General features: G+C 46.5%; 25 protein-coding genes. 9 read left to right on the top strand and 16 right to left on the bottom strand.

Features of this window, described 5'->3' with window-relative positions; translation table 11 throughout:
* The first annotated feature begins 151 nt into the window (after positions 1–151).
* Positions 152–643, top strand: a complete 492-nt coding sequence (locus REC12_RS17240) for a DUF6323 family protein (protein ID WP_308896598.1) — start codon at positions 152–154, stop codon at positions 641–643.
* Positions 643–2,031 (top strand): DUF6179 domain-containing protein, encoded by a 1,389-nt coding sequence (locus REC12_RS17235; protein ID WP_308896597.1) that lies wholly within the window; start codon positions 643–645, stop codon positions 2,029–2,031. Before REC12_RS17240 ends, REC12_RS17235 begins: the two co-directional genes overlap by 1 nt.
* Here the strand turns inward: REC12_RS17235 and hydE are convergent.
* The 13 genes from hydE to REC12_RS17170 form a co-directional block, all read right to left on the bottom strand.
* Positions 1,978–3,045 (bottom strand): [FeFe] hydrogenase H-cluster radical SAM maturase HydE, encoded by a 1,068-nt coding sequence (hydE, locus tag REC12_RS17230; RefSeq protein WP_308896596.1) that lies wholly within the window; start codon positions 3,043–3,045, stop codon positions 1,978–1,980. The two genes, REC12_RS17235 and hydE, sit on opposite strands and share 54 nt — an antisense overlap.
* Before the next feature lie 55 nt (positions 3,046–3,100).
* Complete coding sequence (gene hydF, locus REC12_RS17225) at positions 3,101–4,345, bottom strand: [FeFe] hydrogenase H-cluster maturation GTPase HydF (RefSeq protein WP_308896595.1); 1,245 nt, start codon at positions 4,343–4,345, stop codon at positions 3,101–3,103.
* Between the two features lie 18 nt (positions 4,346–4,363).
* Positions 4,364–5,770, bottom strand: coding sequence for an aspartate ammonia-lyase (locus tag REC12_RS17220; protein ID WP_308896592.1), 1,407 nt, complete (start codon positions 5,768–5,770; stop codon positions 4,364–4,366).
* A 29-nt stretch (positions 5,771–5,799) separates the two neighbouring features.
* Positions 5,800–7,215: a [FeFe] hydrogenase H-cluster radical SAM maturase HydG gene (gene hydG / locus REC12_RS17215; protein WP_308896591.1), complete on the bottom strand. Its 1,416-nt coding sequence runs from the start codon at positions 7,213–7,215 to the stop codon at positions 5,800–5,802.
* Positions 7,216–7,217: 2 nt separating this feature from the next.
* Positions 7,218–7,472, bottom strand: a complete 255-nt coding sequence (locus tag REC12_RS17210; RefSeq protein ID WP_308896589.1) for a TM1266 family iron-only hydrogenase system putative regulator — start codon at positions 7,470–7,472, stop codon at positions 7,218–7,220.
* Positions 7,473–7,778: 306 nt separating this feature from the next.
* On the bottom strand, positions 7,779–9,521 hold the full coding sequence (locus REC12_RS17205) for an NADH-dependent [FeFe] hydrogenase, group A6 (protein ID WP_308896588.1): 1,743 nt from the start codon (positions 9,519–9,521) through the stop codon (positions 7,779–7,781).
* Between the two features lie 24 nt (positions 9,522–9,545).
* The gene (locus REC12_RS17200; RefSeq protein ID WP_308896587.1) at positions 9,546–11,432 is read right to left on the bottom strand and encodes an NADH-ubiquinone oxidoreductase-F iron-sulfur binding region domain-containing protein; all 1,887 of its coding nucleotides are present in this window, start codon (positions 11,430–11,432) and stop codon (positions 9,546–9,548) included.
* Between the two features lie 67 nt (positions 11,433–11,499).
* On the bottom strand, positions 11,500–11,988 hold the full coding sequence (locus tag REC12_RS17195) for an NADH-quinone oxidoreductase subunit NuoE family protein (RefSeq protein ID WP_308896585.1): 489 nt from the start codon (positions 11,986–11,988) through the stop codon (positions 11,500–11,502).
* Positions 11,989–12,695: 707 nt separating this feature from the next.
* Positions 12,696–13,868, bottom strand: a complete 1,173-nt coding sequence (locus REC12_RS17190; RefSeq protein WP_308896584.1) for a cache domain-containing protein — start codon at positions 13,866–13,868, stop codon at positions 12,696–12,698.
* A gap of 349 nt (positions 13,869–14,217) precedes the next feature.
* Positions 14,218–14,646, bottom strand: a complete 429-nt coding sequence (locus REC12_RS17185; RefSeq protein ID WP_308896582.1) for a hypothetical protein — start codon at positions 14,644–14,646, stop codon at positions 14,218–14,220.
* A complete protein-coding gene (locus REC12_RS17180; RefSeq protein WP_308896581.1) occupies positions 14,643–15,752 on the bottom strand; it encodes a ParM/StbA family protein in 1,110 nt (369 codons plus the stop codon). The genes REC12_RS17185 and REC12_RS17180 overlap by 4 nt, the downstream gene beginning before the upstream one ends.
* 110 nt (positions 15,753–15,862) lie before the next feature.
* Positions 15,863–16,696: a deoxyribonuclease IV gene (locus tag REC12_RS17175; protein ID WP_308896756.1), complete on the bottom strand. Its 834-nt coding sequence runs from the start codon at positions 16,694–16,696 to the stop codon at positions 15,863–15,865.
* Positions 16,697–16,777: 81 nt separating this feature from the next.
* Positions 16,778–17,500: a metallophosphoesterase family protein gene (locus REC12_RS17170; RefSeq protein ID WP_308896578.1), complete on the bottom strand. Its 723-nt coding sequence runs from the start codon at positions 17,498–17,500 to the stop codon at positions 16,778–16,780.
* 439 nt (positions 17,501–17,939) lie between these two features.
* Between REC12_RS17170 and REC12_RS17165 the strand changes: the two genes are divergently transcribed.
* The 7 genes from REC12_RS17165 to REC12_RS17135 all read left to right on the top strand — a co-directional run bounded on the left by REC12_RS17165 (position 17,940) and on the right by REC12_RS17135 (position 23,620).
* Positions 17,940–18,335 (top strand): hypothetical protein, encoded by a 396-nt coding sequence (locus REC12_RS17165; RefSeq protein ID WP_308896577.1) that lies wholly within the window; start codon positions 17,940–17,942, stop codon positions 18,333–18,335.
* A gap of 91 nt (positions 18,336–18,426) precedes the next feature.
* Entirely contained in the window at positions 18,427–18,894 is a 468-nt protein-coding gene (locus REC12_RS17160) for a peroxiredoxin (RefSeq protein WP_308896576.1), read from the top strand.
* Between the two features lie 262 nt (positions 18,895–19,156).
* The gene (locus REC12_RS17155) at positions 19,157–19,507 is read left to right on the top strand and encodes a YojF family protein (protein WP_308896575.1); all 351 of its coding nucleotides are present in this window, start codon (positions 19,157–19,159) and stop codon (positions 19,505–19,507) included.
* Positions 19,508–19,582: 75 nt separating this feature from the next.
* Positions 19,583–20,269, top strand: a complete 687-nt coding sequence (bshB2, locus tag REC12_RS17150; RefSeq protein WP_308896574.1) for a bacillithiol biosynthesis deacetylase BshB2 — start codon at positions 19,583–19,585, stop codon at positions 20,267–20,269.
* Positions 20,270–20,431: 162 nt separating this feature from the next.
* Positions 20,432–22,168 carry an ABC transporter ATP-binding protein gene (locus REC12_RS17145; RefSeq protein ID WP_308896573.1) on the top strand — a complete coding sequence of 579 codons (1,737 nt, stop codon included), beginning with the start codon at positions 20,432–20,434 and terminating at the stop codon, positions 22,166–22,168.
* A gap of 71 nt (positions 22,169–22,239) precedes the next feature.
* Positions 22,240–23,100: an MBL fold metallo-hydrolase gene (locus REC12_RS17140; RefSeq protein WP_308896572.1), complete on the top strand. Its 861-nt coding sequence runs from the start codon at positions 22,240–22,242 to the stop codon at positions 23,098–23,100.
* A 223-nt stretch (positions 23,101–23,323) separates the two neighbouring features.
* Positions 23,324–23,620: a hypothetical protein gene (locus tag REC12_RS17135; protein WP_308896570.1), complete on the top strand. Its 297-nt coding sequence runs from the start codon at positions 23,324–23,326 to the stop codon at positions 23,618–23,620.
* A gap of 174 nt (positions 23,621–23,794) precedes the next feature.
* Here the strand turns inward: REC12_RS17135 and REC12_RS17130 are convergent, their stop codons facing one another.
* From REC12_RS17130 to REC12_RS17120, 3 genes are read right to left on the bottom strand one after another with little or no spacing between them, the layout of a single operon-like run.
* Positions 23,795–23,938, bottom strand: coding sequence for a NifB/NifX family molybdenum-iron cluster-binding protein (locus REC12_RS17130; RefSeq protein ID WP_308896569.1), 144 nt, complete (start codon positions 23,936–23,938; stop codon positions 23,795–23,797).
* Between the two features lie 28 nt (positions 23,939–23,966).
* Positions 23,967–24,887: a nucleotide-binding protein gene (locus REC12_RS17125; protein WP_308896567.1), complete on the bottom strand. Its 921-nt coding sequence runs from the start codon at positions 24,885–24,887 to the stop codon at positions 23,967–23,969.
* Positions 24,865–25,722: a nucleotide-binding protein gene (locus tag REC12_RS17120; protein WP_308896566.1), complete on the bottom strand. Its 858-nt coding sequence runs from the start codon at positions 25,720–25,722 to the stop codon at positions 24,865–24,867. Before REC12_RS17120 ends, REC12_RS17125 begins: the two co-directional genes overlap by 23 nt.
* Between the last annotated feature and the right edge of the window lies 1 nt (position 25,723).

The raw sequence follows: 25,723 nt of genomic DNA, 5'->3' as shown, positions 1-25,723 counted from the left end.
AAACAAACCAAAAAATCATTGACTTATAATTATATCAATGATAAACTGAAACTTACAAGTTATTATCTCATTCTTAAACATATCCAACTATATCATATCACATATTATCTTATTTGTCAAGGAGAAACGATTAAAACATTGAGGTGGGAAAATGGTCAATACCTTTACACTGATTCCTTCGCTCATCATTAACAAGCTGGCTATTACAGAGATTGTCGACTGTAATAAGACAACCTCCCGCTACGGACTGATTCTTTCCCGCTCCGAAGCCCAAGAACTTGTGACAACACGCTCAGAAGCCTTAAATAATTACGGACGCATCGAGTTCAGCGGCGGTGTTATCAGCAAACTGATCTTAAAATTCTCGGACTCCCCCTTCCTCACGAAACACAACTATGCTGCCACCTTAAACGAGTTACTAGAGACTTTCTATTACTTCAAAAACGAGACCCTTGACGAAATAAGCGACGATGAATTAATTGCGCTGATGAAACACTATTTTGATCAGCGCTGTCGCGGTTCTCTTGAACTGCTGCAAAACCGCGAATTGGAAATTCTGGCGCGCAATGTGCGATACGGCCTGCGCAATTATGCCGACCTTGAGGAAGACAGCGCGGACACTTCAGATGAGGGAGATTTTTGATGAATAATCTTGAGAAAAAGTCTTTACTGCCCAAAGAAACCCTTGACGAATCAGCTTATTTTCAGGCGATTTTAGAAAAAGCCCGCCGGCTAAGGCTCCTGACAGTTGCCGAATATGAGGCTATCCAAATTCAAAGCATTGAGCTCTTAACCAAACAACTGCGGCGCTACACCTTTGGGGAAAGCAGTTCGGTTAAAGTAGAAACGGCGCAGAGTACCATGCAGTCGATCTTTTATACCCTGGGAATCTGCCTCAAAAGTTTAGCGGACGCAGATATGAGCCTGGCGGCCCTTAAGCAAAAGCCCTTATCCGAGCTATATCAACAGGGCAAAACCTTGATCCGGGAACAAATAGCTCAAGCCAGACAGTTGCTGGCTGCAATTCAGGATGACGATTTCAGCACAGACAATCAAGCTTATAACGACACTATCCGGAGCGCGCTGCCCTCTTTTTTCTCTGACTATGATCCGGATTTTTCTGCCCACGACACTCCCGCCCCAATCGATTACCCTTTAAGCAGCGATAACGGGAATTTAGCCGGCATAGAATATATCCTTAATTATCTCCAAACCCTCCGGCTGGAAAATCAATTCCTGCACCGTTTTGGGCCGCCGGCCCTTAATAGCCTGCTGCGCAGCTTCAACAGCCATTATCAGGACTTGCTGATTAACATTTTTGAACTTACGGCCACAAATGCTCTGGGTTGTATCTTAGCCGGCAAAAATCCCCTGCTTCTGGATATACAACCAACAGACATCGCCTGCCTTAAGGCAAGACTGGACCCTTGGAAAATTGAAGAGAAACCAATACTGCCTGCAGCAGTAAGACACCTTTGCCAGAAACTGAATATCTCCGGCAGCCCCCTCCAAAAACACTTAGAAAAGCTTATCCCGGATTTATCCGTGAGATTAAAAAACGCTCTCCTCAATAACAGCCTGAATTCAATATTTATCAGTTTCCAGGCCAAGCCGTTAAAGCCTGCCTGGCAATTCGCAGAGGGGGTTAAAATGGAGGACGAACGGTTTCGCGCTATCGTCAACGAAATTAAAGACTGCCGCTACGTCTCAGATAAGCTGGCAATTATCCGGGAAGAAGTTCACAGCCTCACCGATTTTATGGACATTCTGGAAAGCTATTGTATCTTTGAGCACGAATTTAATGACCTTTTCCAGTCCCTCGGCGATATGGAACTGGCCATTCTTACGAAAAAATTGCCTGCAGACAAGCTTGCAGACTCCGCTCTCCACTTTACGGAAAACGAAAAAGAATGGCTGGTCAGTTTTATAAACTTCTTAGCCAACATGGATTCATCCCGTTTGAAAACTATTAAGGATCTAGCCGAAAATATCAGCCTTGGAAATAAATCTCCAGCTGTCCCCCCGGCCTAAATCCACTTCCAAGCCAACCGCCTGAATTCTTCGCTCAATACAATAGCGGCAGTCCTCCGGGTGATCGTCGCCGCAAATTTTGTTTTCATAGAGAGCATATTGTTTTCTTACAGATGTCGGAGTAATAATCGGCATCAGGACATTAGCCCCCGCTTTCAAGGCCAGCTCTCTGCCCAGGGGATGCAGGGTGCCCAACGCCGTCGTGGCGGGAATGAGGCTATCGGGAATAAGCAGCCGTGTCAGAGCCACCATCACTAAGGTATCTTCCAGAGTTCCGCCTTTTTCTGAGCCTAAGGGGGTCTGACTGTGGGGAATAAAGGGACCGATTCCAATCATGTCCGGATGGAGCTCTTGCAAAAAACAAAGGTCTTCCGCCAGATCGGCAGGGGTCTGCCCAGGCAGGCCGACCATAAACCCGGCTCCCACCTGATAGCCAATCTCCTGCAAAGTATTGAGACAAGCCCGGCGGTTTTCAAAGCGCATCGTCGGATGAAGGGTTTCATAAAGTTTGGGCACAGCAGTTTCGTGGCGCATCAGAAAGCGGTCCGCCCCGGAGACAAAGAGGCTTTGATACGTTTCCGCACTCCGCTCTCCGATGGATAAGGTAATGGCAACTTCAGGATAATACCGCCGCTTAATCTGGTGAATCAGAGCACTGAGCATTTCTTCCGTATACCAAAGGTCTTCTCCGCTTTGCAGAACAAAGGTGCGGTAGCCCAGTTCGTACCCTTGATCACAGCAAGCCAGAATTTCTCCCGGAGTTAAGCGGTAACGCTTCACCTTGGTGTTGGAAGCCCGGATGCCGCAGTAAAGACAATCCTGCCGGCAGATGTTGGAAAACTCGATCAGCCCCCGCAAATAAACTTTATTCCCGTAATAGGCCTGTTTCGTCTTCAGCGCCTTGCTGTAAAGGATCTCCCGTTCCTCAGGCGTTATGGTTTCCAGAAGAAAGGTAATCTCCGCTTTTGTCAGCTCATTCGTTTTATAAGCTTTCTCTAATAAAGTATGCCTCATTGTTAATCCCCCGTCCTCTCAGTCCCAAGTAACCAACCGGATGCCGCAACTGCTGTTAGCCAAGCTCTTTTTCCAGGATCATCCTGGCTAAAGGAAAGGGTTCCAGGGCTCTCGTCAACAATCCTTGAACGTAAGCAATGAGAATTCCATAATTGACGATGGGAACGTTCCAAGCTTTGGCCTCCGCCACTCTGCTGAGCATACCGCTTCTGTTCATCATGCAAGCCCCGCAGTGAACGATAAGGGCATATTTTTGCACATCCTCCGTAAAGGAAGTCCCGGCCGAGAATTCAAAATCTATCTCTTTACCCGTGCGCTGACGTATCCACCGGGGTATTTTCACACTGCCGATATCATCTGATTGCCGGTGGTGAGTGCACCCTTCGGCAATTAACACTTTATCTCCGTCTTTAAGCTGATCAATCGCTTTGGCCCCGCGGACGAATTCCGTCAAATCCCCTTTTTGTCGGGCAAACAAAATGGAAAAAGAGGTCATTAAGATGTCCTTAGGCGTATCCGCCGCTACTTTCAGAAACACCTGGGAATCCGTAATGACAAGTTTCGGTTTTTTAGCCAGGTTGCTTAAGGTTTCTCTCAATTCGTATTCCTTGGTGACAATGGCCATCGCGTCACTTTCCAGGATATCCCGAATTGTCTGCTGCTGCGGGAGAATCAGCCTTCCCTTGGGAGCCGCTTTATCAATAGGAGTAACCAGGACAACAAAGTCACCCGGGTTGATTAAATCCCCGATAATTTTAAACGTAGCTTCATTTTCCGGGATAGCGGCGATGATGGCGCTCTTTAATTCTTTGATTCCCTGTTTCTGAAGAGCAGAGATGGTCACCACCGGAGCATTCAGCTCTTCCTGGATCTGAGCCGCCATCTTGCCCGGATCACCGCTTTCCAGAGTATCCAGCTTATTTAAAACAATGATCAGCGGTTTTTTGTTATCCTTAAACTTAGCGCAGATGCTGCGGTCCTCTTCACCGATACCGGCCCGAATATCGACGATAAGCAGGGCAACATCTGTTTGCGCGAGAACCTCCAAGGTCTTTTTGACCCTAAGCTCTCCTAATTCGCCGACATCATCAAGTCCGGCCGTATCGATGATCACACAGGGTCCCAGCGGCAAAATCTCCATGGCTTTGAAAACAGGATCGGTCGTTGTCCCCTTGACCTCGGACACTATAGCCGTCTCCTGCCCTGTCAGCGCGTTAATCACGCTGGATTTTCCCGCATTTCTCTTCCCAAAAAGAGCTAAATGGACCCTCACCCCTCTTGGTGCCTCGTTCAGGCTCATCCCGATCCCTCCGCAAGATTATTTTCCCGATTTTCCCGGAATACCCGGTTTGGTGACTTCCAAGGGATTCAGGATCTCCTCGATCCTGGAATCCGCCAAGGTTGTTTCTTCTCTCACAACTTCTTTTATGGATTTCCCCGCGCTTAAAGCTTTAGCAGCCAGTTGGGCGGCTTGGTCATATCCCAGATGGTGAACGAGCGCCGCGGCAAGAACGGCGGACTTCTCCAGGGTTTCCCGGCATTTTTCCTTGCAGGCTTTAATCCCTGTTATACATTTTTCCCGAAAAAGAGTGACTCCCTGATTTAACAGCTCCAGGGATTCCAGGAAACTCTCCGCGATCAGGGGCAGAAAAGAATTCAGCTCCAGCTGCCCTCCGGAGGCTGCCATGGTTATGGCGTAATCGTTGGCCATGACCCGCATGGCGATCTGGCCAATCATCTCCGGGATGACAGGATTCACTTTTCCCGGCATGATTGTCGAACCGGCCTGCATCCGGGGAAGCTCAATTTCCCCCAGGCCCCCCTTGGGACCCGAAGCCAGCAGCCTTAAATCATTGGCTATCTTGAGCAAATTTGTACTGCAGGCTTTTAACAGTCCGGAAACTTCCACAAAGACATCATTATTTTGGGTTATGTCGATAGGATAATCGGACCTCGCCAACCCCAAACCGCTTAATTCCTGAATAGCGTCCGTAATCATAAAAATATATGCGGGAGAAGCATTGATCCCCGTACCGATGGCTGTCCCTCCCAGATTAATCTGTCTCAACCGCTCTTCCCCTTTATAAACTCTCCAGCGGTCTCTTTCTATACTTTTGGCGTAAGCGCCAAACTCCTGTCCCAGCATCATGGGCAAGGCATCCATCAGCTCAGTCCGGCCCAGCTTCAGAACATTGCTGAACTCATTTTCCTTGCTCTGGAGGGCTTCCTGAAGTTCCGCCAGGGAATGGCTTAAGGTTCTGAGCAGACGGATGGCCGCAATTCTTAAAGCCGTAGGATAAACATCATTCGTCGACTGAGACATATTGACATCGTTCAGGGGATGTACAAGGTCATAATTTCCTTTTCTCCCGCCCAAAATTTCAATGGCCCTGTTGGCGACGACTTCGTTGACATTCATATTCGTGGAAGTGCCTGCTCCCCCCTGGAAAGCGCTGACAACAAATTCCCGGTCCAATTTTCCGCCGCTAATTTCTTCGCAGGCTTTAATAATGGCTTGCGCCTTCTCCTCCGCCAGCTGCCCCAGACGGCAATTAACCAGGGCTGCGGCCTTCTTAATCAGGGCCATTTCATAAATCAAGCGCAAATTGACGCTTCTGCTGCCCAGATTAAAGTTTTCCGCAGCCCGCTGCGTGTTAATTCCATAATATTGAATTTCAGGTATCCGCCGCTCACCAAGGGCATCCTTTTCAATTCTCAAGCCCACCTTACACCCTCCACCGAGGCCCCCGGAACTTAAAATCTTAAGTCCCTCTCGCCGGCAACAATTCTTTTCAGCTTTTCTTCCGCCACTCTGCGGGCCGCCTCTTTGGGAATATCCCGCAGGCCTTGGGCAATGACCTTGCGTCCCAGTTCTTTCATCTCGTTATCCGCGTAGTCGATGAGGAATTCCTGAAAGGTGAGCAGGGCATTAGGCAGGCAGACATTATGAATTTGCCCGGCCTTAGCCAGAGCCATGAACCTGTCGCCCGTTCTGCCCTCCCGATAGCAGGCGGTGCAATAGCTCGGCATATAACCGCTTAAACACAAGCTTTTAATCACTTCCATGGGAGAGCGATGATCGGCCACCTCAAACTGAGGTTTTTCCTCGGTTTTATCAATTCCATGTTCTTTGGAATAGGCCCCTACTCCCGTACACGAGCCGGCACTGTACTGTGAGATCCCCAGAGCCAGTACTTCTTCCCGGAAACCCGCTTCTTCCCTGGTGGAGAGGATCATTCCGGTATAAGGCACGGCCAGTCTCAACACGGCAACAATCTTTTTGAAGTCATCGTCGGCCACCAGATACGGGAGATCCTGCAGATTGACTCCTTCGGCCGCTCTGAGCCTGGGGACCGAAATCGTGTGCGGTCCAACTCCAAAAGCCTCTTCCAAATGTTCCGCATGCATCAACATGGCTATGGTCTCGTATTTATAATCATAGAGGCCGTATAAAACGCCGATGCCGACATCCCCGATTCCGGCTGCCATGGCTCTGTCCATAGCCGTCGTATGATAATTGTAGTCATGCTTGGGGCCTGTGGGATGCAGCCTCTCATAAGCTTCCTGATTATAAGTCTCCTGGAACAGGGTATACGTTCCTATTTCAGCATCTTTTAAACGTTTATAATTCTCAACGGTCGTGGCCGCCACATTAATGTTGATTCTGCGGATACTTCCATTGGCAAATTTCAAAGAATAGATTTTTTTAATGACCTCAAGAATATAATCCAGGGAACAATTCACGGGATCTTCGCCGGCTTCGATCACAATCCGCTTATGCCCCAGGGATTCCAGGACCCGTATTTCCTCTTCCAGTTGTTCCATCGTCAATTTGCTTCGTTTCAGGTCTTTATTACAGGCTTGATAGCCGCAGTAGACACAGCCGTTGACGCAATAGCTGCTGATATAGAGCGGGGCAAAGAGAACAATTCTTTTGCCGTAAATCGTCTCCTTGATCTCTTTAGCCGTTTTGAACATTTCAGCCAGAACATTTTCATCCTTAATATTTAACAGCACCGCCGCTTCCTGGTGGGTTAAGCCGTGACAAGCCTTGGCCTTATCTAAAATTGCTCTTACTAAAGCCTTGTCTTCAGCTTTTACCGTCCCCTCGCTCAGCGAACTGCGTATTTCCTGATCTATAATAAACTCTTTGGCCAGATACTCTTTCAATGTTATTCCCCCAGCTTTCTGGTTAATGCCGATTTAACATTAACTCCTCTTATTTTCCCAAGCCTGCCCGTCATTGTGCTAATTTCATCCGTCGTTCCCTCGACAATCAAAGAAATAATGGCTATTCCTCTTTCTCTGCGCGGGATTCCCATTCTGCCGATGATAATGCCCGCCAGTTCATGCAAGGTTTCATTCACTTTGTTGGCGCTTTCAAACTCTTCGATTACAATCCCTACGACTCCAATTCTTTTGTCCATGCTTCATGTTTCCTCCAAAATAAAAAGCTTGGGACGGTGGCTTAGCAGCCAAGGATGAGGAGTATAAAAAAGCCTCCTCCAAAAGTGAGAAGGCTGTTCAACATCAAATTTAACCTTCTCCTCTTGCTCTGAATGATCTTCGCAATCAGATACATGTTTTGGTTTAAATCCGCTGTGCCGGAAACCTCCAGCACAACCGATAATTTTTTAAATATTTATGCAGCATAACTATTAAAAATACCGTCATTTTACGTATAGGCTCCGGCGGCCGTTCAGGCGGCAACGCGCATGGGCCTTAGGTCATCGCTAAATTTTCCGTCGTGCCGTGTAGTGGGTGTGCAGAAGCTGATGGGCTCTTTCTCCGTAAGGTTCGCCCAAGAAGTCTTTATACAGAGCGATAATAGCCAGATTTTCGTGGGATTTGCGCAAAGGTTTGGCCCGGTCTTCGCGGTAAATAGCGGCGGCACGGGATTTTAATATTTCCATGTTGCCATGATGATAAGGCTGTCCGCCGCCGCCAATACAGCCGCCCGGGCAAGCCATAATCTCGATCACATCGTAATTAATCTCTCCGGCCTGTATTTTTTCCAATACGGTGCGGGCATTGCCCAGGCCATTAATTACCGCGATGCGATAATCCCGCCCGGCGATGGGAATAACTGCTTCCTTGATTCCGTTCATTCCCCGCAGAGCCTCAAATTCCACTTTTTCCAGGGTTTCGCCCGTCAGAATTTCATAAGCTGTGCGGAGAGCCGCTTCGAGAACACCGCCGGTTGTTCCGAAAATAACGGCGGCACCTGTCGATTCTCCCAAAGGATGGTCAAACTCCTGCTCCTTAAGATGATCAAAATGTATGCTGGCTTCCCGGATCATACGGGCTAATTCACGAGTCGTGATGACAATGTCCACATCCATAGTCTCCGCGGTTTGAGCAAGCTCAGGCCGGGCCGCTTCGTATTTTTTAGCAACGCAGGGCATCACGGAAACCACGGTAATACATTTAGGGTCAATGCCCAGGGTTTTAGCATAATAGCTTTTAGTCAGAACTCCCAGCATTTGATGAGGAGATTTGCAGGTTGAAGGGATGTCCAAAAGATCCGGGAATTGATGCTCGAAGAATTTAACCCAGGCCGGGCAGCAGCTTGTCAGCAGCGGCAGGCGTCCGCCATGTTGTATGCGGTGAACAAGTTCGCTGGCTTCCTCCATAATGGTCAGGTCGGCCGCAAAATCCGTGTCGAAGACGCGGTTGAAGCCAAGCCGGCGCAGAGCGGCCGTCATCTTGCCGGTGACAACTGTCCCCGGTTCCAGTCCGAATTCCTCCCCTAGGGCAACCCGCACAGCCGGGGCTGTTTGCACAACGACGAACTGGTTAGGATCGTTAAGGGCTTTCCAGACTTTGTCGACCTGGTCCACTTCGGTCAGGGCGCCTGTCGGACATACCGCCAGGCATTGTCCGCAGAAAGTGCAGGCAGTTTGGCTGAGGGGCAAATCAAAGGCTGTCTTCATTACCGTCTCGAAGCCCCGGCCCGTGGCAGAGTAGACTCCCACCGTCTGTACTTCATTGCACATGGTCTCGCAGCGGCGGCAACGTATACACTTGTTGGGATCGCGCACAATGGAAGAGCTTGATTGGTCAATTTCAAATTCAGATTCTACCCCTTCATAGCTGATAGCACGCACGCCCAATTCCGCGGCAAGAGCCCTGAGGTCGCAATCCATATTTTTGGCGCAGGTTAAACACGATTTAGGGTGGTCGGAAAGCAAGAGCTCAACCATGGCCCGCCTGGCCTGAATGGCACGCAAGGAATCGGTCTTAACAACCATGCCGTTCATAACCGGTGTTGAACATGAGGAAGCTAAATTGCGCCGGCCTTCAATCTCAACGACGCAGACCCGGCAGGAAGCTATGCTATTGTTGTAATGCATTTCATGAAGTTTCATGTGACATAGGGTCGGAATGTCTATATTAATCTTGCGGGCTGCTTCTAAAATAGTCGTTCCTTCCGGAACAGTCAGGGATATGTCGTTGATGGTTAGCTGTATATCCATTGGGAGTCCTCCTTCACGGGTACCTTAATGACGGATGATGGCGCCAACAACGCGGCATTGTTCCATACAGGCCCCACACTTTAAGCAACGTTCTTGATCGATGACGTGGCGCTTCTTAGCTGAACCGGTGATACAGCGCGCGGGGCACTGTTTGGCACATCGTGTACATCCCACACACTTCTCGGTAATCTCATATTTCAGCAAGCTTTTGCATACGCCGGCAGGACAGGTTTTATCGACAATATGGGCAATGTATTCGTCACGGAAATACTTTATGGTGGAAAGGATCGGATTCGGAGCGCTTTGTCCCAGTCCGCACAGGGCCGTGTCCTTAATGATCAGGCACAGTTTCTCCAGATTTTCTAAATCCTCTAACGTCCCTCTGCCTTCCGTAATCTTTTCCAGAATCTCATGCAAACGTTTGGTTCCTACACGACAGGCGGTACAGCGGCCACAAGATTCATCCATGGTAAATTCCTGGAAAAACTTAGCGATATCCACCATGCAGTCATCTTCATCCAGAACAATAAGTCCGCCAGAGCCCATCATAGAACCGATGGCTGCCAAAGATTCGTAATCAATAGGAGAGTCCAAGTATTTGGTGGGAATGCAGCCGCCGGAAGGACCTCCGGTTTGAGCCGCTTTAAAGGTTTTATGGTGTTTAATTCCCCCGCCGATCCCGAAAATAATTTCTCGCAGGGTCGTTCCCATAGGGACTTCCACCAAACCGACATTGTTTACCTTTCCGGCTAAAGCAAAAACTTTTGTTCCTTTGCTTTTTTCCGTGCCGATAGAAGAGAACCATTCCGCTCCTTTTAAAATAATCGGGGGAATATTGGCCAAAGTTTCTACATTGTTGACACAAGTGGGTTTACCCCACAACCCTTTTTGAGCAGGGAACGGAGGTTTGACGGTAGGTTCTCCCCTGGACCCCTCTATAGAATGAATCAGGGCGGTTTCTTCGCCACAGACAAAGGCTCCGGCCCCGTATTTAAGTTCAATGTCAAAGCTGAAATCGCTGCCTAAGATGTTCTTGCCCAGCAAACCATACTCCCGGGCCTGCTCTATGGCAATTTTCAAACGGCGAATGGCCGCCGGATACTCTGCCCGAACATAGATATACCCCTCAGAAGCCCCAATTGTGGAACCCGCAATAAGCATGGCCTCCAGAACACTGTGAGGATCTCCTTCCAAGACGGAACGATCCATAAAGGCCCCCGGGTCTCCTTCGTCCGCATTGCAAATAATATAGCGCTGATCCGCTTCACTCTTGCGGGTAAATTCCCATTTTGACCCGGTCGGAAAACCTGCTCCGCCGCGTCCTCTCAGCCCGCTGACTTTAAGGACATCAATGACTTCAAGGGGAGTCATGCGGAAAAGAACTTTCGCTAAGGCCTGATAACCGTCGGCGGCAATATATTCTAAAATATTTTCCGGAGCAATATAGCCAACGTTGCGCAGAGCAATCCGCAGTTGGTTATCGTAAAAGGGAATATTGGTGGCAAAACGTTCTTTGGTATTGGGGTCCATGTAGAGAAGGCGTTCTACCTGCTTGCCTTCAATAAAATGTTCATTGACAATCACGGGAACGTCTTCGGCGGAAACTTCGCAATAGGTAGCGTTATCAGGATGAATCTCTATCATAGGACCTTTTTCACAAAAACCAAAACAACCCGGCTGAAATATTTTAACTTGTTCGGATAATCCCAGACGCTCTATTTCTTCCTCTAAAAGCTGGGCAATACGCGGGCTGCCTGAGGAGTGACAGCCGGGTCCGCCGCAGACCATAACGTGCCTGACCAGCCCCCGGGCATTCTTGGTGCTGACAGATTCGGCAACTCGGCGTGTCTCAATAAGCTTAAGACTTTGGGCCTTGAGGGCATTTAATTCATCGGTGTTCTTAAGTTTCATATGGTTTTCCCTTCCTTCGATGACACTTCTTCCATAGCCATCCACTTTGTATGCGTTGTTTTCCGGTTTAACTTTCCGGGCGATACTTAGCCAGAACCTCGTTAATTTCCTGAGGTTCGTGCATGCGTCCATGAACTTCGCCATCAACGATCATAACCGGGGCAAGTCCGCAAGCCCCGACACAGCGCAGGGTTTCTAAGGTGAAAAGATTATCCGGGGTCGTTTCACCGGCCTTTATTTTAAGCTGATTTTCCAGTTCAGTTTTTAATTTATCGGCACCACGGACAAAACAGGCGGTACCCATACAGACATTGACAACATGTTCCCCTCTGGGCTTCATCGTAAAATATGAATAAAAGCTTACAACTCCGTAGACCTTAGCGGAAGGTATATCTAGTTTCTGCGCGATATGCCACTGAACATTGTCCGGCAGGTATCCGTATATTTCCTGAGCTTGATGCAGGATTGCAATTAGATTTTCCTTTTTGTTAGGTAAACTGTCGATAAAGTTATCTAATTTTTGCACGAACTCATTCGGTGAAGAGCTGTTACACATGGAAATCCTCCTTTATGACTTAAAAATTTAAGTTGACCAGACAAACCTCCTTTTAACAGTTTTATTGGCTCATACCGTTTTCCCCCACTCTCTTGACTTACCAATACAATAAATTGACAATTTATTGAATAGTAGCTCAAGTCTATAAATTAGTTTAACGCCCGGGACGCAACTTGTCGCGGTTATTAACATAAATAAAGCATTTTATGAATAAATAAACTACTCTTAGAAAATACACTTAATTATTAAAATAGTTTTTGAATTATTAAACTATTATTAACTGTTAAAGATAGGAAAGATTTAGTCTTGTCTAAAAATACCATCTTCACAATTTGCCGGAAAGAGTAACACCGCCGGCTGCAGTTAAGCTGCAAAATTATTAAGCCGTCCATTTTGACAGCATAAATAGCCGCGACCTCTTAGTCAAGGGGGAATAAAACTATTCCCGTACTTTTTTGAAAACTTGCTGATGCCAAGTATCAACCTTGATAAAGCGTTTGCACCTCGGAACAGGCCGAAAAGGTATTTCTCCAGAAAAAACTGTCTCATCCTGAAAAGTTAAGGATGAGACAGCTATGATTAACTATTAAACAGCAAGTCCGCGGGACTTGAATTTTTAATATCTGAAACCAATTAAGCGGTCTCTCATAGTTAGACTAAACAAAAAATTGCCAGCCATATTTCTAAACTGCCTTGAGAAATTTCTCTCAAAGAGGGATAAATATTTTGACCGGCCGGCCTACCGTACCGCATTTTTGTTCGGATTTCAGCACCCCACACTGTTCTAGAAATTCGAGGTAGCGGCGTACTGTAACCCGGGTTAACTTGACTCCTTCAGCAACCTCTTCCGTAGAAATTGGCCGGTGGGTTGCCTGTAAATATTGAACAATCTGATCAAGAGTTGCTTTATTTAAACCCTTAGGCAGACTTTCAGCTCTATTCCACCAGGGATTTTCCATCTCCGGCAGCGGCTCGAAAGCGGCGGGAGCAGTATAAGCATAGGTTTGCTCACTCATTTGCTCATTAGCCTTGATTTGTTCGAAAACAGCATTGGCATTGCTTTTCAATAAAGCATTGTCTATATTGTTGTTAGTTGAGCGGCTAATTTCCCAGGTCAAGGCCTGAATTTGTTCAACCATTTGCATAAAAGCGTCTTCAATTTTTTCTGCTTCCCCAGAATCGAAAATACTGACTTTTTGATTGCCGTGTTCTGCCGCAACGTCCCGACTTCCCGCAAAAATCTCCTTGAGAGGATATCCGACCCACTTATATAAGAGAACCAAAGCAATAAGCCCGACTAAAATTGTTAAGGCTGCCACCAGTCCTGCCATAGTCGCCAGGGGTTTATTGACAAATTCCTGCTCGTAAACAGGGGAAATTCCAACATAAAACATGCCAATGATGGTGCCGTTTCCCGTGCGCAACGGAGTGTATGCCGTCTGGTAGCGCTGACCCACCACATCAGCCTCTCCGCTATAAGTCTGACCATTTTTCAATACTATTTGAGCAACATTTGCCGCAGCTTTGGTGCCAATTGCCCGTTCTCCATTTGAACCGCGTACTGTGGTGGCGGCTCTGGTATCGCCGAGAAATAGGGTAACAGTATCTCCGGTAAGCTGGGCTAAATGGTCTACAAGATCATTATTGAGGCTGATCTTAACCTCCCCTTTATACAGCTCTTCATTGCGCACTGACCAGGGGCCAGGGTATTTTGCATCAATAATTTCCTGACATGCCGCCAAGTCTTTTTGCGCTTTCATACTAACGGCAGCCAAATCGCGGTCTTTTATATACCAGTTGAGAAGCATAACAATGCTCGCCGCCAAAATTGCCAGCGAACCCAAAAGCAGGATTAACAGTTTATGTCTGAATGGACGCACGGGTGCACCTCTTTCGTCGAGCCTAAGCAGTCTAAAGCTTTAGATAATTTTATATATATTCACGAATTATGTTGAAAAAACCTCTTTTTTTAAAAAATAATTATCAAACGATTTATAAAAAATTGAATAAACAAGATTTATTATAGTTTATGTGAAAGTTAAAGAAAACTTGGCAATTGCCGGACTCCGGCGCTTTCAACCTCCTGGCTGCCCCTGTGCCGCTGAAATGTTAACAAAATTACACTTTTTCGACGGCATAAACAAAGGGACGGGCAGATTGCTGCAAAACATACAAACAATCTGCCCGTCCCTTGTTTCAAACAGTGGGCAAGTATGAACATTTCCAAATCTATTTAACTCCCTGATCAGGAAGGTTTTGCAGAACTTTTAAAACGTCTTCATCGTCTTCCATTCCAATAATATTTTTCATTATATACTGATATCCTTTGGGTAACTTGGAGTCACCTTCAGCTAAATCCGGCGCTTGATCTTCGGTAAATAGAGCTTCTATTGAAAAATCCGGCAATTCCTGCCCGATCTCTTCAGAACCCGCCGGCTCCGGATTCTTCCGGCTCTCTGAAGTTTCTTCGTCTAAGCCTTGCGACCCTAAGCGAGACAGATACCTTTCTCCTATGTTATAGCTTTGCAGCACCAACCGCAGGGCTTCTTTAATGAAAGCGCCCCTCAGCTCCGGTTCAATCTGCTGTAAAGCCCGCCAAAGCTCGAAATCAGCTTCATTAAATTCCAGGAGAACAGCGGAAGGCAGGGAGGGAATCATACCGGCGTATTTACCTTCTTGGTTATTGAATTGACCAAGGTCGAAGCCATAATTCTAAACCCCGAAGCATTGCCGAACTGCGGGTTTTCAATTAACTGTTTGTTTTCCAATTGAATATAGTCAAATACCTTTTCTCCGACGTTTCCCGCTACAAGAACTGTGTGCAATTTGCTGAGCATTGGCTTTAAGGTCTTCTTGACTTCCCGGGTAATATCCGTTCCCAGCTGGGAAAGCATCGTTTGCATAATCGGATTGAGGTTTAGCGATCCATGATTCCAGGGATATTTTCCGTCATTGACCCGAAAAATCTTATCAAGTTCCTGGTCATCCGTTTCAATGGGATTTCCATGATTGCTTGTCATTTCCTTGAGCTTTTCCGCCACTCCGATATAGGCCCATTTCAACCCCTTTTCCAGGCTGAAGGAGTTCGGCGGGTCAAGCATAACCCCATCATAAAAGGTGGCAATATCCGTCGTCCGAAATCCGACATCGACGACAACAACGTAACCGCCGAAAAGCTTATCATTCGCCGGCAGTCCATACTCATTAAGGGTTTCCTTGATAAACACACCATAACTCTGCGGAAGCACGCGTGAGCGCAAAATATTCAGATGACGCGTCACGCCCTCGAAAGGACCCGATAAAAACGTGACGGAAAACGATCCCTTCAGTTCGGCTTCATACTTTTCTTTTAAGCTGGAATAGTATTTCACGGGCACACCGGTGCCCAAATAAACGTTGACCTTAGGGGTTTTTTGGGCTAAAGCCAAAGCAACCACCAGCAAAGCGGTAGCCTCTTCGTCCGAAGACTTGTCTTCATCCCAGCAATAGTGTGCCTCATTGGGATTTAAACCTTCGGCTAAGCTGCCCATAAAATAATGCCGCTCCGCGCCTGTAGAATTATTTTTCACGATTACATCAAGCGAAGAGATCTGAGTTTCTATGTCTGAACCCTTACTGATTAAAAGATTACCCAAGGTTGAGAAAATCCGCTCGTTGCCTTTACAAATCACGGCGGGAAATAAGATCTTCGTATCCCGGGTCTCAAGTTTAATCGCGCCAAATCCTGGATCAGCTCCGGCTATGAGAATATCACTGTCAAGCACACCCGTTCCTCCTCGTCAAGATTCTCTTAAAATCTACACAAGCTTCAACCCCACTACTAATACTTACCATTATATACGAACAAGCTATGCTTGTAAAAATATGAGCAGCTCTATTCCTCGTAAACATTCCTCAGCAAAGCAATTTCTGTTGCATAACCGGAAAGGTCATTCGGGGTTTCCAGAAAGAAGGGCAGATGACGAAGCTTAGGGTGATTGATAAGGCGGGAGATGGCCGGCAAACCGATTGAACCTTCACCGATCTTGGCATGGCGGTCTTTACGGCTGCCCTTGGGGTTCATGCTGTCATTGAGATGAATCGCCAAAAGTCTGTCCAGACCAATAACTTGTTCAAACTTAGCCAGCACTCCGTCGAGATCGTCAACAATATCATAACCGGCATCATAGACATGGCAGGTATCTAAACAAACGCCTACTTTTTCCGCAAGGGTTACGCCGTCGATAATCCATCTGAGTTCTTCGAAAGTACCGCCAACCTCGGTACCTTTGCCTGCCATGGTTTCCAGCAATACGGTGGTGGTCTGCTCGGGTTTTAAGAGATTATTAAGCTGAGCAATAATTTGCCGGATGCCGATATCTGCGCCTTGACCTCCATGACTGCCGGGGTGGAAATTATAAAGGTTGTGCGGCAGATACTCCATGCGGGCAAGATCATCCAGCATGACCTGGGCGGCAAACTCCCTGGTTTTTTCGTCGGGGGAGCAGGCGTTAAGGGTATAAGGGGCATGAGCTAAAATGGGGGCAAATTGATTTTCCGCCATAATCTTGAGCAAAGCCTCAGTATCCTGAGGATTAATCTCTTTTGCTTTACTCCCTCGGGGATTGCGGGTAAAAAACTGAAACGTATTGGCATGTATTTTCAAGGCGTCAGTGCCAATAGCTTTAAATCCCTTAGAAATGGAGAGATGACAACCAATCTTTAACATCATTGTCCTTCTTTCTGTCTGACTTTCCTGTTTCTCTGGCTACGAAGATCTTTCAGACTTAAAAATTCCCGCGCAACAAATTTACTTGCGGCCTCTATAAACCGCTGTCCTCAACTCATTAATATATTCTTGCTTCTCCGGCATATCCGTCAATTCTGCCTGCTTAACCGCCAAAGCGATGTCATAGGGCAATCTGACAAGAGTTATTGAAAACGACCCTTTGTCTCTGGCATTTATTTTCCCCTCGATAATTCCGTAGGAGGCTTGAGGCATATCCAGCGGGTTGCCGACACTGCCAACATTAAAGATAGTTTTGCCCTGCAAATGATCAATATGGGCACCGTGTATATCCCCATATCCCACCACATCTGCTTCAAGATTGAGGGTTGGGGTTGGTTCAAATAACTTGAGGCGTTCACTTTGTTTGGTTGAGAGATAGACTCTATGAAACAGATCATTGGGAGAAGCATGACATAACCTTAGGAGTTTGCCGCTGATATAAAATTCCTTATAGATCGGCAGCGCTTTCATATAGTTTAGCCGTTCCGCTCCCAGTTTATTTTGATGCCAGATCAGCGTATCTCTTCCTTCCTGGTCTGCGAGATAATAATCCCAATTGCCTTTAATCACAACTTCACAGTGTTTTTGAATCATATCCACCGCTTCTGCCGAGCTCGGTCCTTTTCCCGCCAAATCGCCAAGGCAGAATATCCTTTGGATCTCTCTGCCTCTAATGTCGGCCAACACTGCCTCCAGCGCAGGCATATTTCCATGTATATCGGATATTATCGCTATTCTCCCCATAGTTTCTCCTTGTTTGCCGAGTATTTATTTATTATCAGGTCAGGCATTGTTTGTTCAGACTTCTCCGTGTTTTGAGGAATCCCTGCCGCAGGCTTAGAGTATTTCAATTTTTCAATAATATTTTCCTTTAAGTTCTGCTTTATCCGCTGACTAATCCGCTCTAAGACTCCCGCTTCGGCAAGCGGTGAGTTAAGAGCGGCTAAGTCCCTGGATAAGGCGACTAAGATTCAGATGGAGGTAAAACTCCACCTGAATCAAGTCTTCTTTATAAAGCCTTAGGACATAAAACGTTCTCCCACCTAGGAAGCACGTGACATTTAAAGCCGATTGAGTAGAGCGGATGATATCGGCACAGCAAAATCAGGATAAGATTTTGCAATTACCCCAGCATGTATATTAAAATATCTATAGTTAAAAAATAGTTTCGAGGTGACTAGCCATGAAAAAAATAACCATCTATTGTTTAATCGCCGTTCTGCTCTTAACTCTAACCGCCTGTAACGCCAAAACCCCCTCCGATACCGGTCAAACCACTGCCACTTATACAAAAGAGTTTTCATACCTGCCCGCTTATGGTAGTATGGAATATCAAAGTCTTACTCAAACTCCCCAAAAGCAAAGTACCGCGAGATACCTCATAAAAAATACAACCCCCGAGAAAGTTTTAAACGGCTATGCGGATATTTTAAAGAACGATGGGTGGACGATAAACTGGAGTTACACAAAGGACAAAAAACCTGCCAGCCTCGTTGCTCAAAAAGATAATCACATAGTTGCCATGTTGCCCCAGCAAACCGGAAATAATGTCTTATTAATTATTACCGGTTCGACCTAAGCCGATCCCAGCGATATCTTTCAAGCAACCAGCTTATTATTTTTGCAGTAATTTGCAGTTCCCTTAGCTAAATTCTGCCGGGAGGGGTTCTATGCTGAATAACGGAGACAAAGCGCCTGACTTTACCGCTGAGGCAAGTAATGGCCAAACGATTCGTTTATCCGAATTTCAAGCTAAAGGTCAAAAGGTTATCTTATATTTCTATCCCAAAGATATGACCTCCGGGTGTACCGCAGAGGCCTGTGACTTTGGCCGGCATTACCTTAACTTTACTGACGCCAACGCTATTATCATCGGTGTCAGCAAAGACCCAATGTCCAGCCATCACAAATTCATTGAAAAATTCGGACTCCCCTTTCTTTTAATCAGCGACCAAGACTTAGAAATTATCAAAATGTACGGCGTTTGGAAAGAAAAATCAATGTATGGAAAGAAATTCATGGGGGTTGAACGTACTACATTTCTCATTGACGAACAAGGGATAATCCGTAAGATCTACCCCAAAGTAAAAGTAGCGGGCCACGTTGCCCAGGTTCTTAGCGATCTGGCTGCGCTGTGACCATTTTCCGGAGCCCGCAGCCTGAGCATTGTTTATTATCTGAACCACCGGTTTTTCGCTCAGGCAAAGTCAAGATTTCTCCCCAATAGAATAAGGCCGGCTAAGAGGCAGCAGCATAAAACCTTACGTACTCTTAGGCGGTCTTTTTGCTACTGTCAGAATGCCGCAGAGGCAAGCTCTTCATTTTCCATAAAAATAGTATATAATGAAAAAAAAACCTTGATTTCAACTAATCATTGGTTTAAGTAAGGTGGGATCATTCATGAATCCAATAGACAAGTTAAACGTACAAACAGAACTGGCTAATTTTCTCAACCGCGAAGTTTACCTCCACCTTGAGACGACCAATGGAGCCTATGCCGCTCATAGGCAAGAGAGCCCCATGACTGTCGGTGCTTATATACGCAACGGCCGCATCTCTTTTGGACGAGGAATTATTACCGGAGAAGGCCCGTATCGCGTCGGACTTAAGATGGGAGACGGCTGGGTTTACGCCGAGGGACTGACCGACTTTGAAGTGGATCAAGAGGGCCGGCTTTTGCTTGCCGGCCATGACCATGAAGGACGACTGGCTGTCGCTCTGGAACTCAGCTTATTTCCCTTTGATTTATAACAAGCCTCAATTGCCTTCAAGGGCCATCTTAGGAAGCACCCTGAAAATTTGTATTTTATGTGGGAGGAATATTCTTTGGAACAACATGTTCTGGTAGTTTTACCACATCCGGACGATGAAACCTTTGGCTGCGGGGGAACCATAGCACTTTTTAGCCAAGCAGGGGTTCCGGTCACATATATTTGCGGCACTTTAGGTCAGATGGGACGAAACATGGGCAAACCCTTTTTTGCTACCCGGGAATCATTGCCTAAGGTTCGGGAAGCCGAGTTGGAGGAAGCCTGTAAGGCTATCGGTATTCAGCATCTAATTAAACTGGGTTTACGGGATAAGACCATTGAATTTGAAGACCCGGAACCTTTGATTGAGCGAATTGAGCAGATCGTCCGTGAGATCCGGCCTTCTCTGGTCCTCACCCACTATCCCGGTTTTTCAGTCCATCCTGATCACAATGCTCTGGGAGACTTGACAATTCGTGCCCTTTCACGTCTTTCCCCACAGGAACGCCCCACCGTCTACGCCCACGCTTTTGCGCGCGACTGTCAAAAAGTGATCGGGGCTCCGGACATCATCAACGATATTTCGCCTGTGGCGGAGGTGAAACTGGCGGCAATCCGCGCACACAAGTCGCAATCCCAATTGATTATCGCCGCTAATGCCCAAGGGCAAACCGGCAGCAAGCCGACCGCAAAAAACCAGTTTCGCAGTCAGTTCAGCCATATGCTTATGCGCGAGTCTTTTTGGACCTACCGTTTTTCGTGAGACTATCAAGTTTCCCGTGGATTTTTCAGGAATCTGCCGGAATTTTCAAGACTCAGCCGAATCCAGCGGCTGAGTCTCTCTATGACAAATCATTTTCTAAAATGCTCCTCATCCGTCGATACCCTACAGATAAGGCTTTTAGAGAGGAGACTTGGCCCCTGCATGAATATTCTTAAAAAATTTATTAAATATTATCAACCTCAGCAATTTCTCTTTTACACAGACCTGCTCTGCGCTGTGATCGTTTCTATGATTGATCTGGCTTTTCCACTGATTCTCAATGATCTTGCCAAAACTTTATTTACTAAAGACAAATCATCTATACTGCACGCTCTAGGTTTCATTGGTCTGGCTTTAGTAGCCATGTACCTCATAAAATATTTCTGCCAGTATTTTATTATTTCCTGGGGACATATTATGGGCGCCAGAATGGAAACAGAAATGCGCAACGATCTGTTCGATCATTATCAACGGCTGTCTTTTTCTTATTACGATCAGAACAATACCGGAGAAATGATGTCCAAATTAGTCGCAGATTTGTTCGATATCGCCGAGCTTGCCCATCACGGACCGGAAAACCTCTTTATCTCCGCTCTGAAAATTTTGGGTTCCTTTGTTATTTTGATGATGATCAATGCCCCCATGACCTTAATTTTGTTGTTTGTCACTCTTGTCATGGTATTCTACACGATTCACAAAAATATTAAAATGGCCCCTATATTTACAGACAACCGTGTCAAAATTGCCGACGTAAATTCCAGCGTGCAAGACAGCCTCTCAGGAATCAGAGTCGTTAAATCCTTCGCCAACGAAGATATGGAACGTGAAAAATTCAGCAAAAGCAACCGGGCATTTCTATTGTCAAAAATCGCGGCTTACAAAGCTATGGGAAGTTTCTACGCTTGGAACTCTTTCTTTGAAGGACTGCTCTACATCGTGGTCGTTGTTTCCGGAGGGTTCTTTATCGCTTTAGGCTCACTAAAAATTACTGATTTAGCGATCTATGTCCTCTACATCAACATCTTTATTAATCCCATCGACGTGCTGATCAACTTTACCGAGCAATTCCAGAAAGGGTACGCCGGTTTTAAACGCTTCGTTGAAGTATTGGACACCGAACCCCAAATCGTGGACAAAGCCCACGCCAAGCCGCTGTCAAAGGTTTTAGGAGAAATTGAATACAAGAATGTATCCTTTCGCTATAATGACGACTACAACGTTTTAAATGATGTAAACCTAACAATAGAGGCCGGAAAAACGATCGCTTTAGTCGGGCCCTCCGGCGGAGGGAAAACAACCTTCTGTTCCCTTTTGCCGAGATTTTACGATATTACGGCGGGAAGCATAACCATCGACGGCAAGGATATCCGCAATATTACCCTGAAGTCATTGAGAAATGCCATCGGGATTGTGCAGCAGGATGTCTATCTCTTTGAGGGATCAATCAAAAAAAATATCGCCTACGGCAAAGCGGACGCGACGGACGCTGAAATTATTGAAGCTGCGCAAAATGCCAATATTCATGATTTCATTATGTCTCTCGACGAAGGTTACGATACCTATGTGGGAGAACGCGGTGTCAGACTCTCCGGAGGCCAAAAGCAGCGCTTGTCAATTGCCCGGGTGTTTTTAAAAAATCCTCCGATTTTAATTTTAGACGAAGCTACTTCCGCTCTGGACAACGAAAGTGAACTCTTTATCCAAAAATCCCTGGAGAAACTCTCCCAAAACAGAACCACCATTGTCATTGCTCACAGATTAAGCACCATTAAAAATTCCGACGAGATCGTTGTCGTGACCAGTGAAGGCATTCAGGAAAAAGGGAATCACAAACAATTGCTCGCACAGGACGGAATTTATGCCCATTACTATAACATGCAGTTTGAAGGATTGGAGTAAATCCCCACAAACCACTGGCCTTGATTCTACTCGGAACATTTCAGGATTGACTAGGGGGATCTATAAATAACGTGTTAAATGAACGAAAAGCGAATCAAGTCAGCCGGAAATTAATAAAACCCAAATTAATACCTACTCCTCACCAATGGTCCGACCATAATGTTACAGTAGCCTGGCTAGGCCACGCCAGCTTTTTGCTCAACTTTTTCGGGACCAGAATTCTTATTGATCCCGCTCTGAACTCCCATATCGGCATTACACCCATAGGCAATTTGACCATCGGACCCAGCCGTTATATTGAATCCGCTTTAAAGTTCAGCCAGGTCGGTCCCCTTGATTTAATTCTCGTCTCCCACGCTCACACCGATCACTTTGACTACCCCACCTTGCGCAAGCTGCAATCAGCCCATACTATTGCCGTTACCGCCAAAAATACCCTGCCCCTGTGGAACGGTATGAAATTCCAAACTGTTGAAGAACTTCATTGGCAAGAAAGCAAGTCTTGGGCCGGGGTTACGGTCAGAGCTATCGAAGGCAGGCATTGGGGAGCCCGGATACCCTGGAAAAAAGGTATGGAGGCCAACAGCCTCCTGTTATCCAAAAACGGCATCAATCTCTTTTTCGGCGCCGATACCGGCTACACCGAGCTTATCCGGCAACAACTGAGCGGCATAACGATTGATTTAGCTATCATGGGGATTGGCGCTTACTCTCCTAAGTCTTTCGAGTCCAAACACGCGACACCGGAACAGGCCTGGAAAATGGGTGAGGAGATTTCGGCCAAATGGATTATTCCCATGCATTGGGGAACGTTCAAGTTATCCCAGGAACCCATGGACGAACCGATTGTCCGTTTCCGCCAAGCGGCCTCAGGTCATTTGGAAAAGATCGCTCTTCAGGAAATAGGAGCTACCTGGATACTCCCGCGTTGAATTACCTGAGCCAAAGTTTTCTAAAGCTCAGAAGTAAAGAAAACGTTAGGCTTTTCTCAGCCGGAGAAAAGCTTAACGTTTTTCTTTTTCAGTCCCGGTCCTTTATTATTCTTTTTTGAATTATAGAACATTTCCCGCGCTCAACAATTGAGCTGAGAAAGGGTGTATAATAAAAACGCAATTAATTGTGAAAGTAATTACAAGTTTTAACGAGGTGGCTTTTATGAGTATCTTTGAAATCATAATGTTGGTTTGTTTCGGCGCTGCTTGGCCCCTTTCCATTTACAAATCCTACACGTCCCGCTCCACTAAAGGGAAAAGTCTGTCGTTTCTCATCGTTATCCTTGTAGGGTATGTGGCTGGGATCTTGCATAAGGTTTTCAACCAATATGATGCGGTAGTGTACTTATACTTACTCAATTTCTTTATGGTATTGGCCGATCTCCTGATTTATTTACGCAACAGCCGGATTCACGCCGCCTCTTCCCCAACGTCTCCTTCGGCAGTATCCGCTAAATAAGGTTAAAGTACCAGTCCCAACCTTTTGGCAGCATTAGGGAATATGGTATCAAAAGGCGTGTTGGATATAACTATCCGGCAGGCCTTTTTGCTGCTATCTGGGTATCAGTTTAGTCCCCAGCCTTATTTAGATTATTGCCCTTCTCAGAAATTCAGAGCACTGACCCCTATACTCCTAAGTACCGGGGCCAGTGCTCTGCCGGGTGCCTCGCAAATAGTCTTCCGCCGCGGCTTTAGCGTGACCTTCGGCACCTGTTATTACCTCAATACCCTTTTCCCTGAATATTTCTCTCACGCCACCCATGCTGCCTGAAATCACAACATTTACTTCTAAGGCCTTTAAGACGTTATGTAGGAATCCGGTCTGAGCTCATCCGCAAAAGTCCGGCAAAGCTTTGGAAATTCCCGGATTGATTCAATCTATTGATCGTCTGGTCGAAAACGTCTTTAACCGCCCGTCCTGAAACGCAATCCAGGTCAACTATACTTTGCCCGCTATTGATTGCCTGGACAGCCTTGGGGTCAAAGGGTATCCTGCCAACGAAGGGTATTCCAAAGTCCTGGCAAAATGCTTCAATTTTTCTCGTGATATCAGGATTAGTGTCATATTTGTTGACGCAAACAGCGACTCTGGTTTGAAACTTTTCCGCCGTCTTGATAATGCGTTCCATATCACTGATGCCGGAAACCGATGGTTCGGCCACGATCAGAACAAGGTCAACACCGCTGATCGAAGCGATAACCGGGCACCCTATCCCCGGCGACCCGTCAATGACTGCCAGAGCAACGTCATTAACCGCAGACCTCATTAGCTTTTTTACCTCGGTTACCAACATTCCGGAATTACCGCTTCCCATGATTAGTTGAGCGGTAGCAAAGACCGCTTCACCCGCATACAACATTAGTTCTCCTGCTTGGACAGGTTGGAAAGCTACGGCTCCCGCCGGGCAAATGGCTTGACAAACTCCGCACCCTTCGCAGGCAAAGGGATTAATCACGTATACGGCCCCCGTTTGAATTGCCTCGAAGCGGCAATATTGCCTGCACAAGTCACATTTCAGACAGAGCTCCGGATTAATTACCGCCTTGGGCAGCCCATAGTAGTTTGACCGTTTGACCTCCGATGCCTGATTTATGATCAAGTGCAAGTTAGGGGCATCCACATCACAGTCCGCATAGGCTTTAGCCTCCGCCAGCTTGATAAACGCGCCGGCAATCGTTGTTTTGCCCGTACCGCCCTTGCCGCTAAGGATTAGCAACTGTTTCATGCCGAACCTCCTCAGTCACAATCTGAAGCAGGGAAGAGAACATGTCCCGATAGGCCTCATTCTCCCTGACCGAAATCAAGGCCTTGGAATTCAAGGTTCCCAGCTCGCTATCGAAAGGAATCCTGCCCAGGATGTTTAAACCTTTTTCATGACAAAACTTTTCGACAGGATTTTCTTCTTGCAAACACTTGTTAAGTACGACGCCATGAGGTTTGTTAAATAATTTCACCAGTTCATAAACCATATTAAGATTATGAACTCCAAATAAGGTAGGCTCGGCCACCAGAAGGCAATAATCGGCATCCTTGATGCTTTCCATGACGATACAGGCGCTTCCCGGCGGGCAATCCACAAAAGTCAGGTCCTCTTTTTTAGCCATATTATTTAATAGTTTCTTGATAATCGGAACACCCGATTCTTTCCCGGTATTTAAAATTCCTGTAATGACCGCAACATTTCCGGATATACCTCTTTGCACTTCGCCAAGGATATTCTCCTTTTCCGCCAAGGCCTTCTCCGGGCAAAACAACATACATCCTCCGCAAGAATGGCATACCTCAGCAAAAACCAGCAGCTTGTTGTTGATATAAGCTAAGGCATTAAATTTACAAAAATCAACGCATAGGCGGCAGCCGGTACAAAGGTTTTCATCCACAGCAGGAATGCCAACTGAGACTTTTTCCGAGGCGAAAACCCTTGGCCTAAAAAAAAGATGCCCATTAGGCTCTTCGACATCACAGTCAATATAGCTGGCCTCCTTTGCGGAAGCCGCCAGATTGACCGCCACCAGTGTTTTTCCTGTGCCCCCTTTACCACTTAGTACAGCAATCCTCATC

This window comes from Candidatus Desulfosporosinus nitrosoreducens (assembly GCF_030954495.1).
In the GTDB taxonomy this organism is placed as follows: Bacteria; Bacillota; Desulfitobacteriia; order Desulfitobacteriales; family Desulfitobacteriaceae; genus Desulfosporosinus; species Desulfosporosinus nitrosoreducens.
The sequence above is the reverse complement of the archived record's forward strand: the minus strand, read 5'-3'. Positions and strand labels throughout refer to the sequence as shown.

What these genes read in the sequence shown, in the direction of transcription:
- REC12_RS17240 (WP_308896598.1), top strand. Translation starts at nt 152, where the DNA reads ATGGTCAATACCTTTACACTGATTCCTTCGCTCATCATTAACAAGCTG.
- REC12_RS17235 (WP_308896597.1), top strand. Translation starts at nt 643, where the DNA reads ATGAATAATCTTGAGAAAAAGTCTTTACTGCCCAAAGAAACCCTTGAC.
- hydE (WP_308896596.1), bottom strand. Translation starts at nt 3,045, where the DNA reads ATGAGGCATACTTTATTAGAGAAAGCTTATAAAACGAATGAGCTGACA.
- hydF (WP_308896595.1), bottom strand. Translation starts at nt 4,345, where the DNA reads ATGAGCCTGAACGAGGCACCAAGAGGGGTGAGGGTCCATTTAGCTCTT.
- REC12_RS17210 (WP_308896589.1), bottom strand. Translation starts at nt 7,472, where the DNA reads ATGGACAAAAGAATTGGAGTCGTAGGGATTGTAATCGAAGAGTTTGAA.
- REC12_RS17205 (WP_308896588.1), bottom strand. Translation starts at nt 9,521, where the DNA reads ATGGATATACAGCTAACCATCAACGACATATCCCTGACTGTTCCGGAA.
- REC12_RS17200 (WP_308896587.1), bottom strand. Translation starts at nt 11,432, where the DNA reads ATGAAACTTAAGAACACCGATGAATTAAATGCCCTCAAGGCCCAAAGT.
- REC12_RS17195 (WP_308896585.1), bottom strand. Translation starts at nt 11,988, where the DNA reads ATGTGTAACAGCTCTTCACCGAATGAGTTCGTGCAAAAATTAGATAAC.
- REC12_RS17185 (WP_308896582.1), bottom strand. Translation starts at nt 14,646, where the DNA reads ATGATTCCCTCCCTGCCTTCCGCTGTTCTCCTGGAATTTAATGAAGCT.
- REC12_RS17175 (WP_308896756.1), bottom strand. Translation starts at nt 16,696, where the DNA reads ATGTTAAAGATTGGTTGTCATCTCTCCATTTCTAAGGGATTTAAAGCT.
- REC12_RS17170 (WP_308896578.1), bottom strand. Translation starts at nt 17,500, where the DNA reads ATGGGGAGAATAGCGATAATATCCGATATACATGGAAATATGCCTGCG.
- REC12_RS17165 (WP_308896577.1), top strand. Translation starts at nt 17,940, where the DNA reads ATGAAAAAAATAACCATCTATTGTTTAATCGCCGTTCTGCTCTTAACT.
- REC12_RS17160 (WP_308896576.1), top strand. Translation starts at nt 18,427, where the DNA reads ATGCTGAATAACGGAGACAAAGCGCCTGACTTTACCGCTGAGGCAAGT.
- REC12_RS17155 (WP_308896575.1), top strand. Translation starts at nt 19,157, where the DNA reads ATGAATCCAATAGACAAGTTAAACGTACAAACAGAACTGGCTAATTTT.
- REC12_RS17145 (WP_308896573.1), top strand. Translation starts at nt 20,432, where the DNA reads ATGAATATTCTTAAAAAATTTATTAAATATTATCAACCTCAGCAATTT.
- REC12_RS17135 (WP_308896570.1), top strand. Translation starts at nt 23,324, where the DNA reads ATGAGTATCTTTGAAATCATAATGTTGGTTTGTTTCGGCGCTGCTTGG.
- REC12_RS17125 (WP_308896567.1), bottom strand. Translation starts at nt 24,887, where the DNA reads ATGAAACAGTTGCTAATCCTTAGCGGCAAGGGCGGTACGGGCAAAACA.
- REC12_RS17120 (WP_308896566.1), bottom strand. Translation starts at nt 25,722, where the DNA reads ATGAGGATTGCTGTACTAAGTGGTAAAGGGGGCACAGGAAAAACACTG.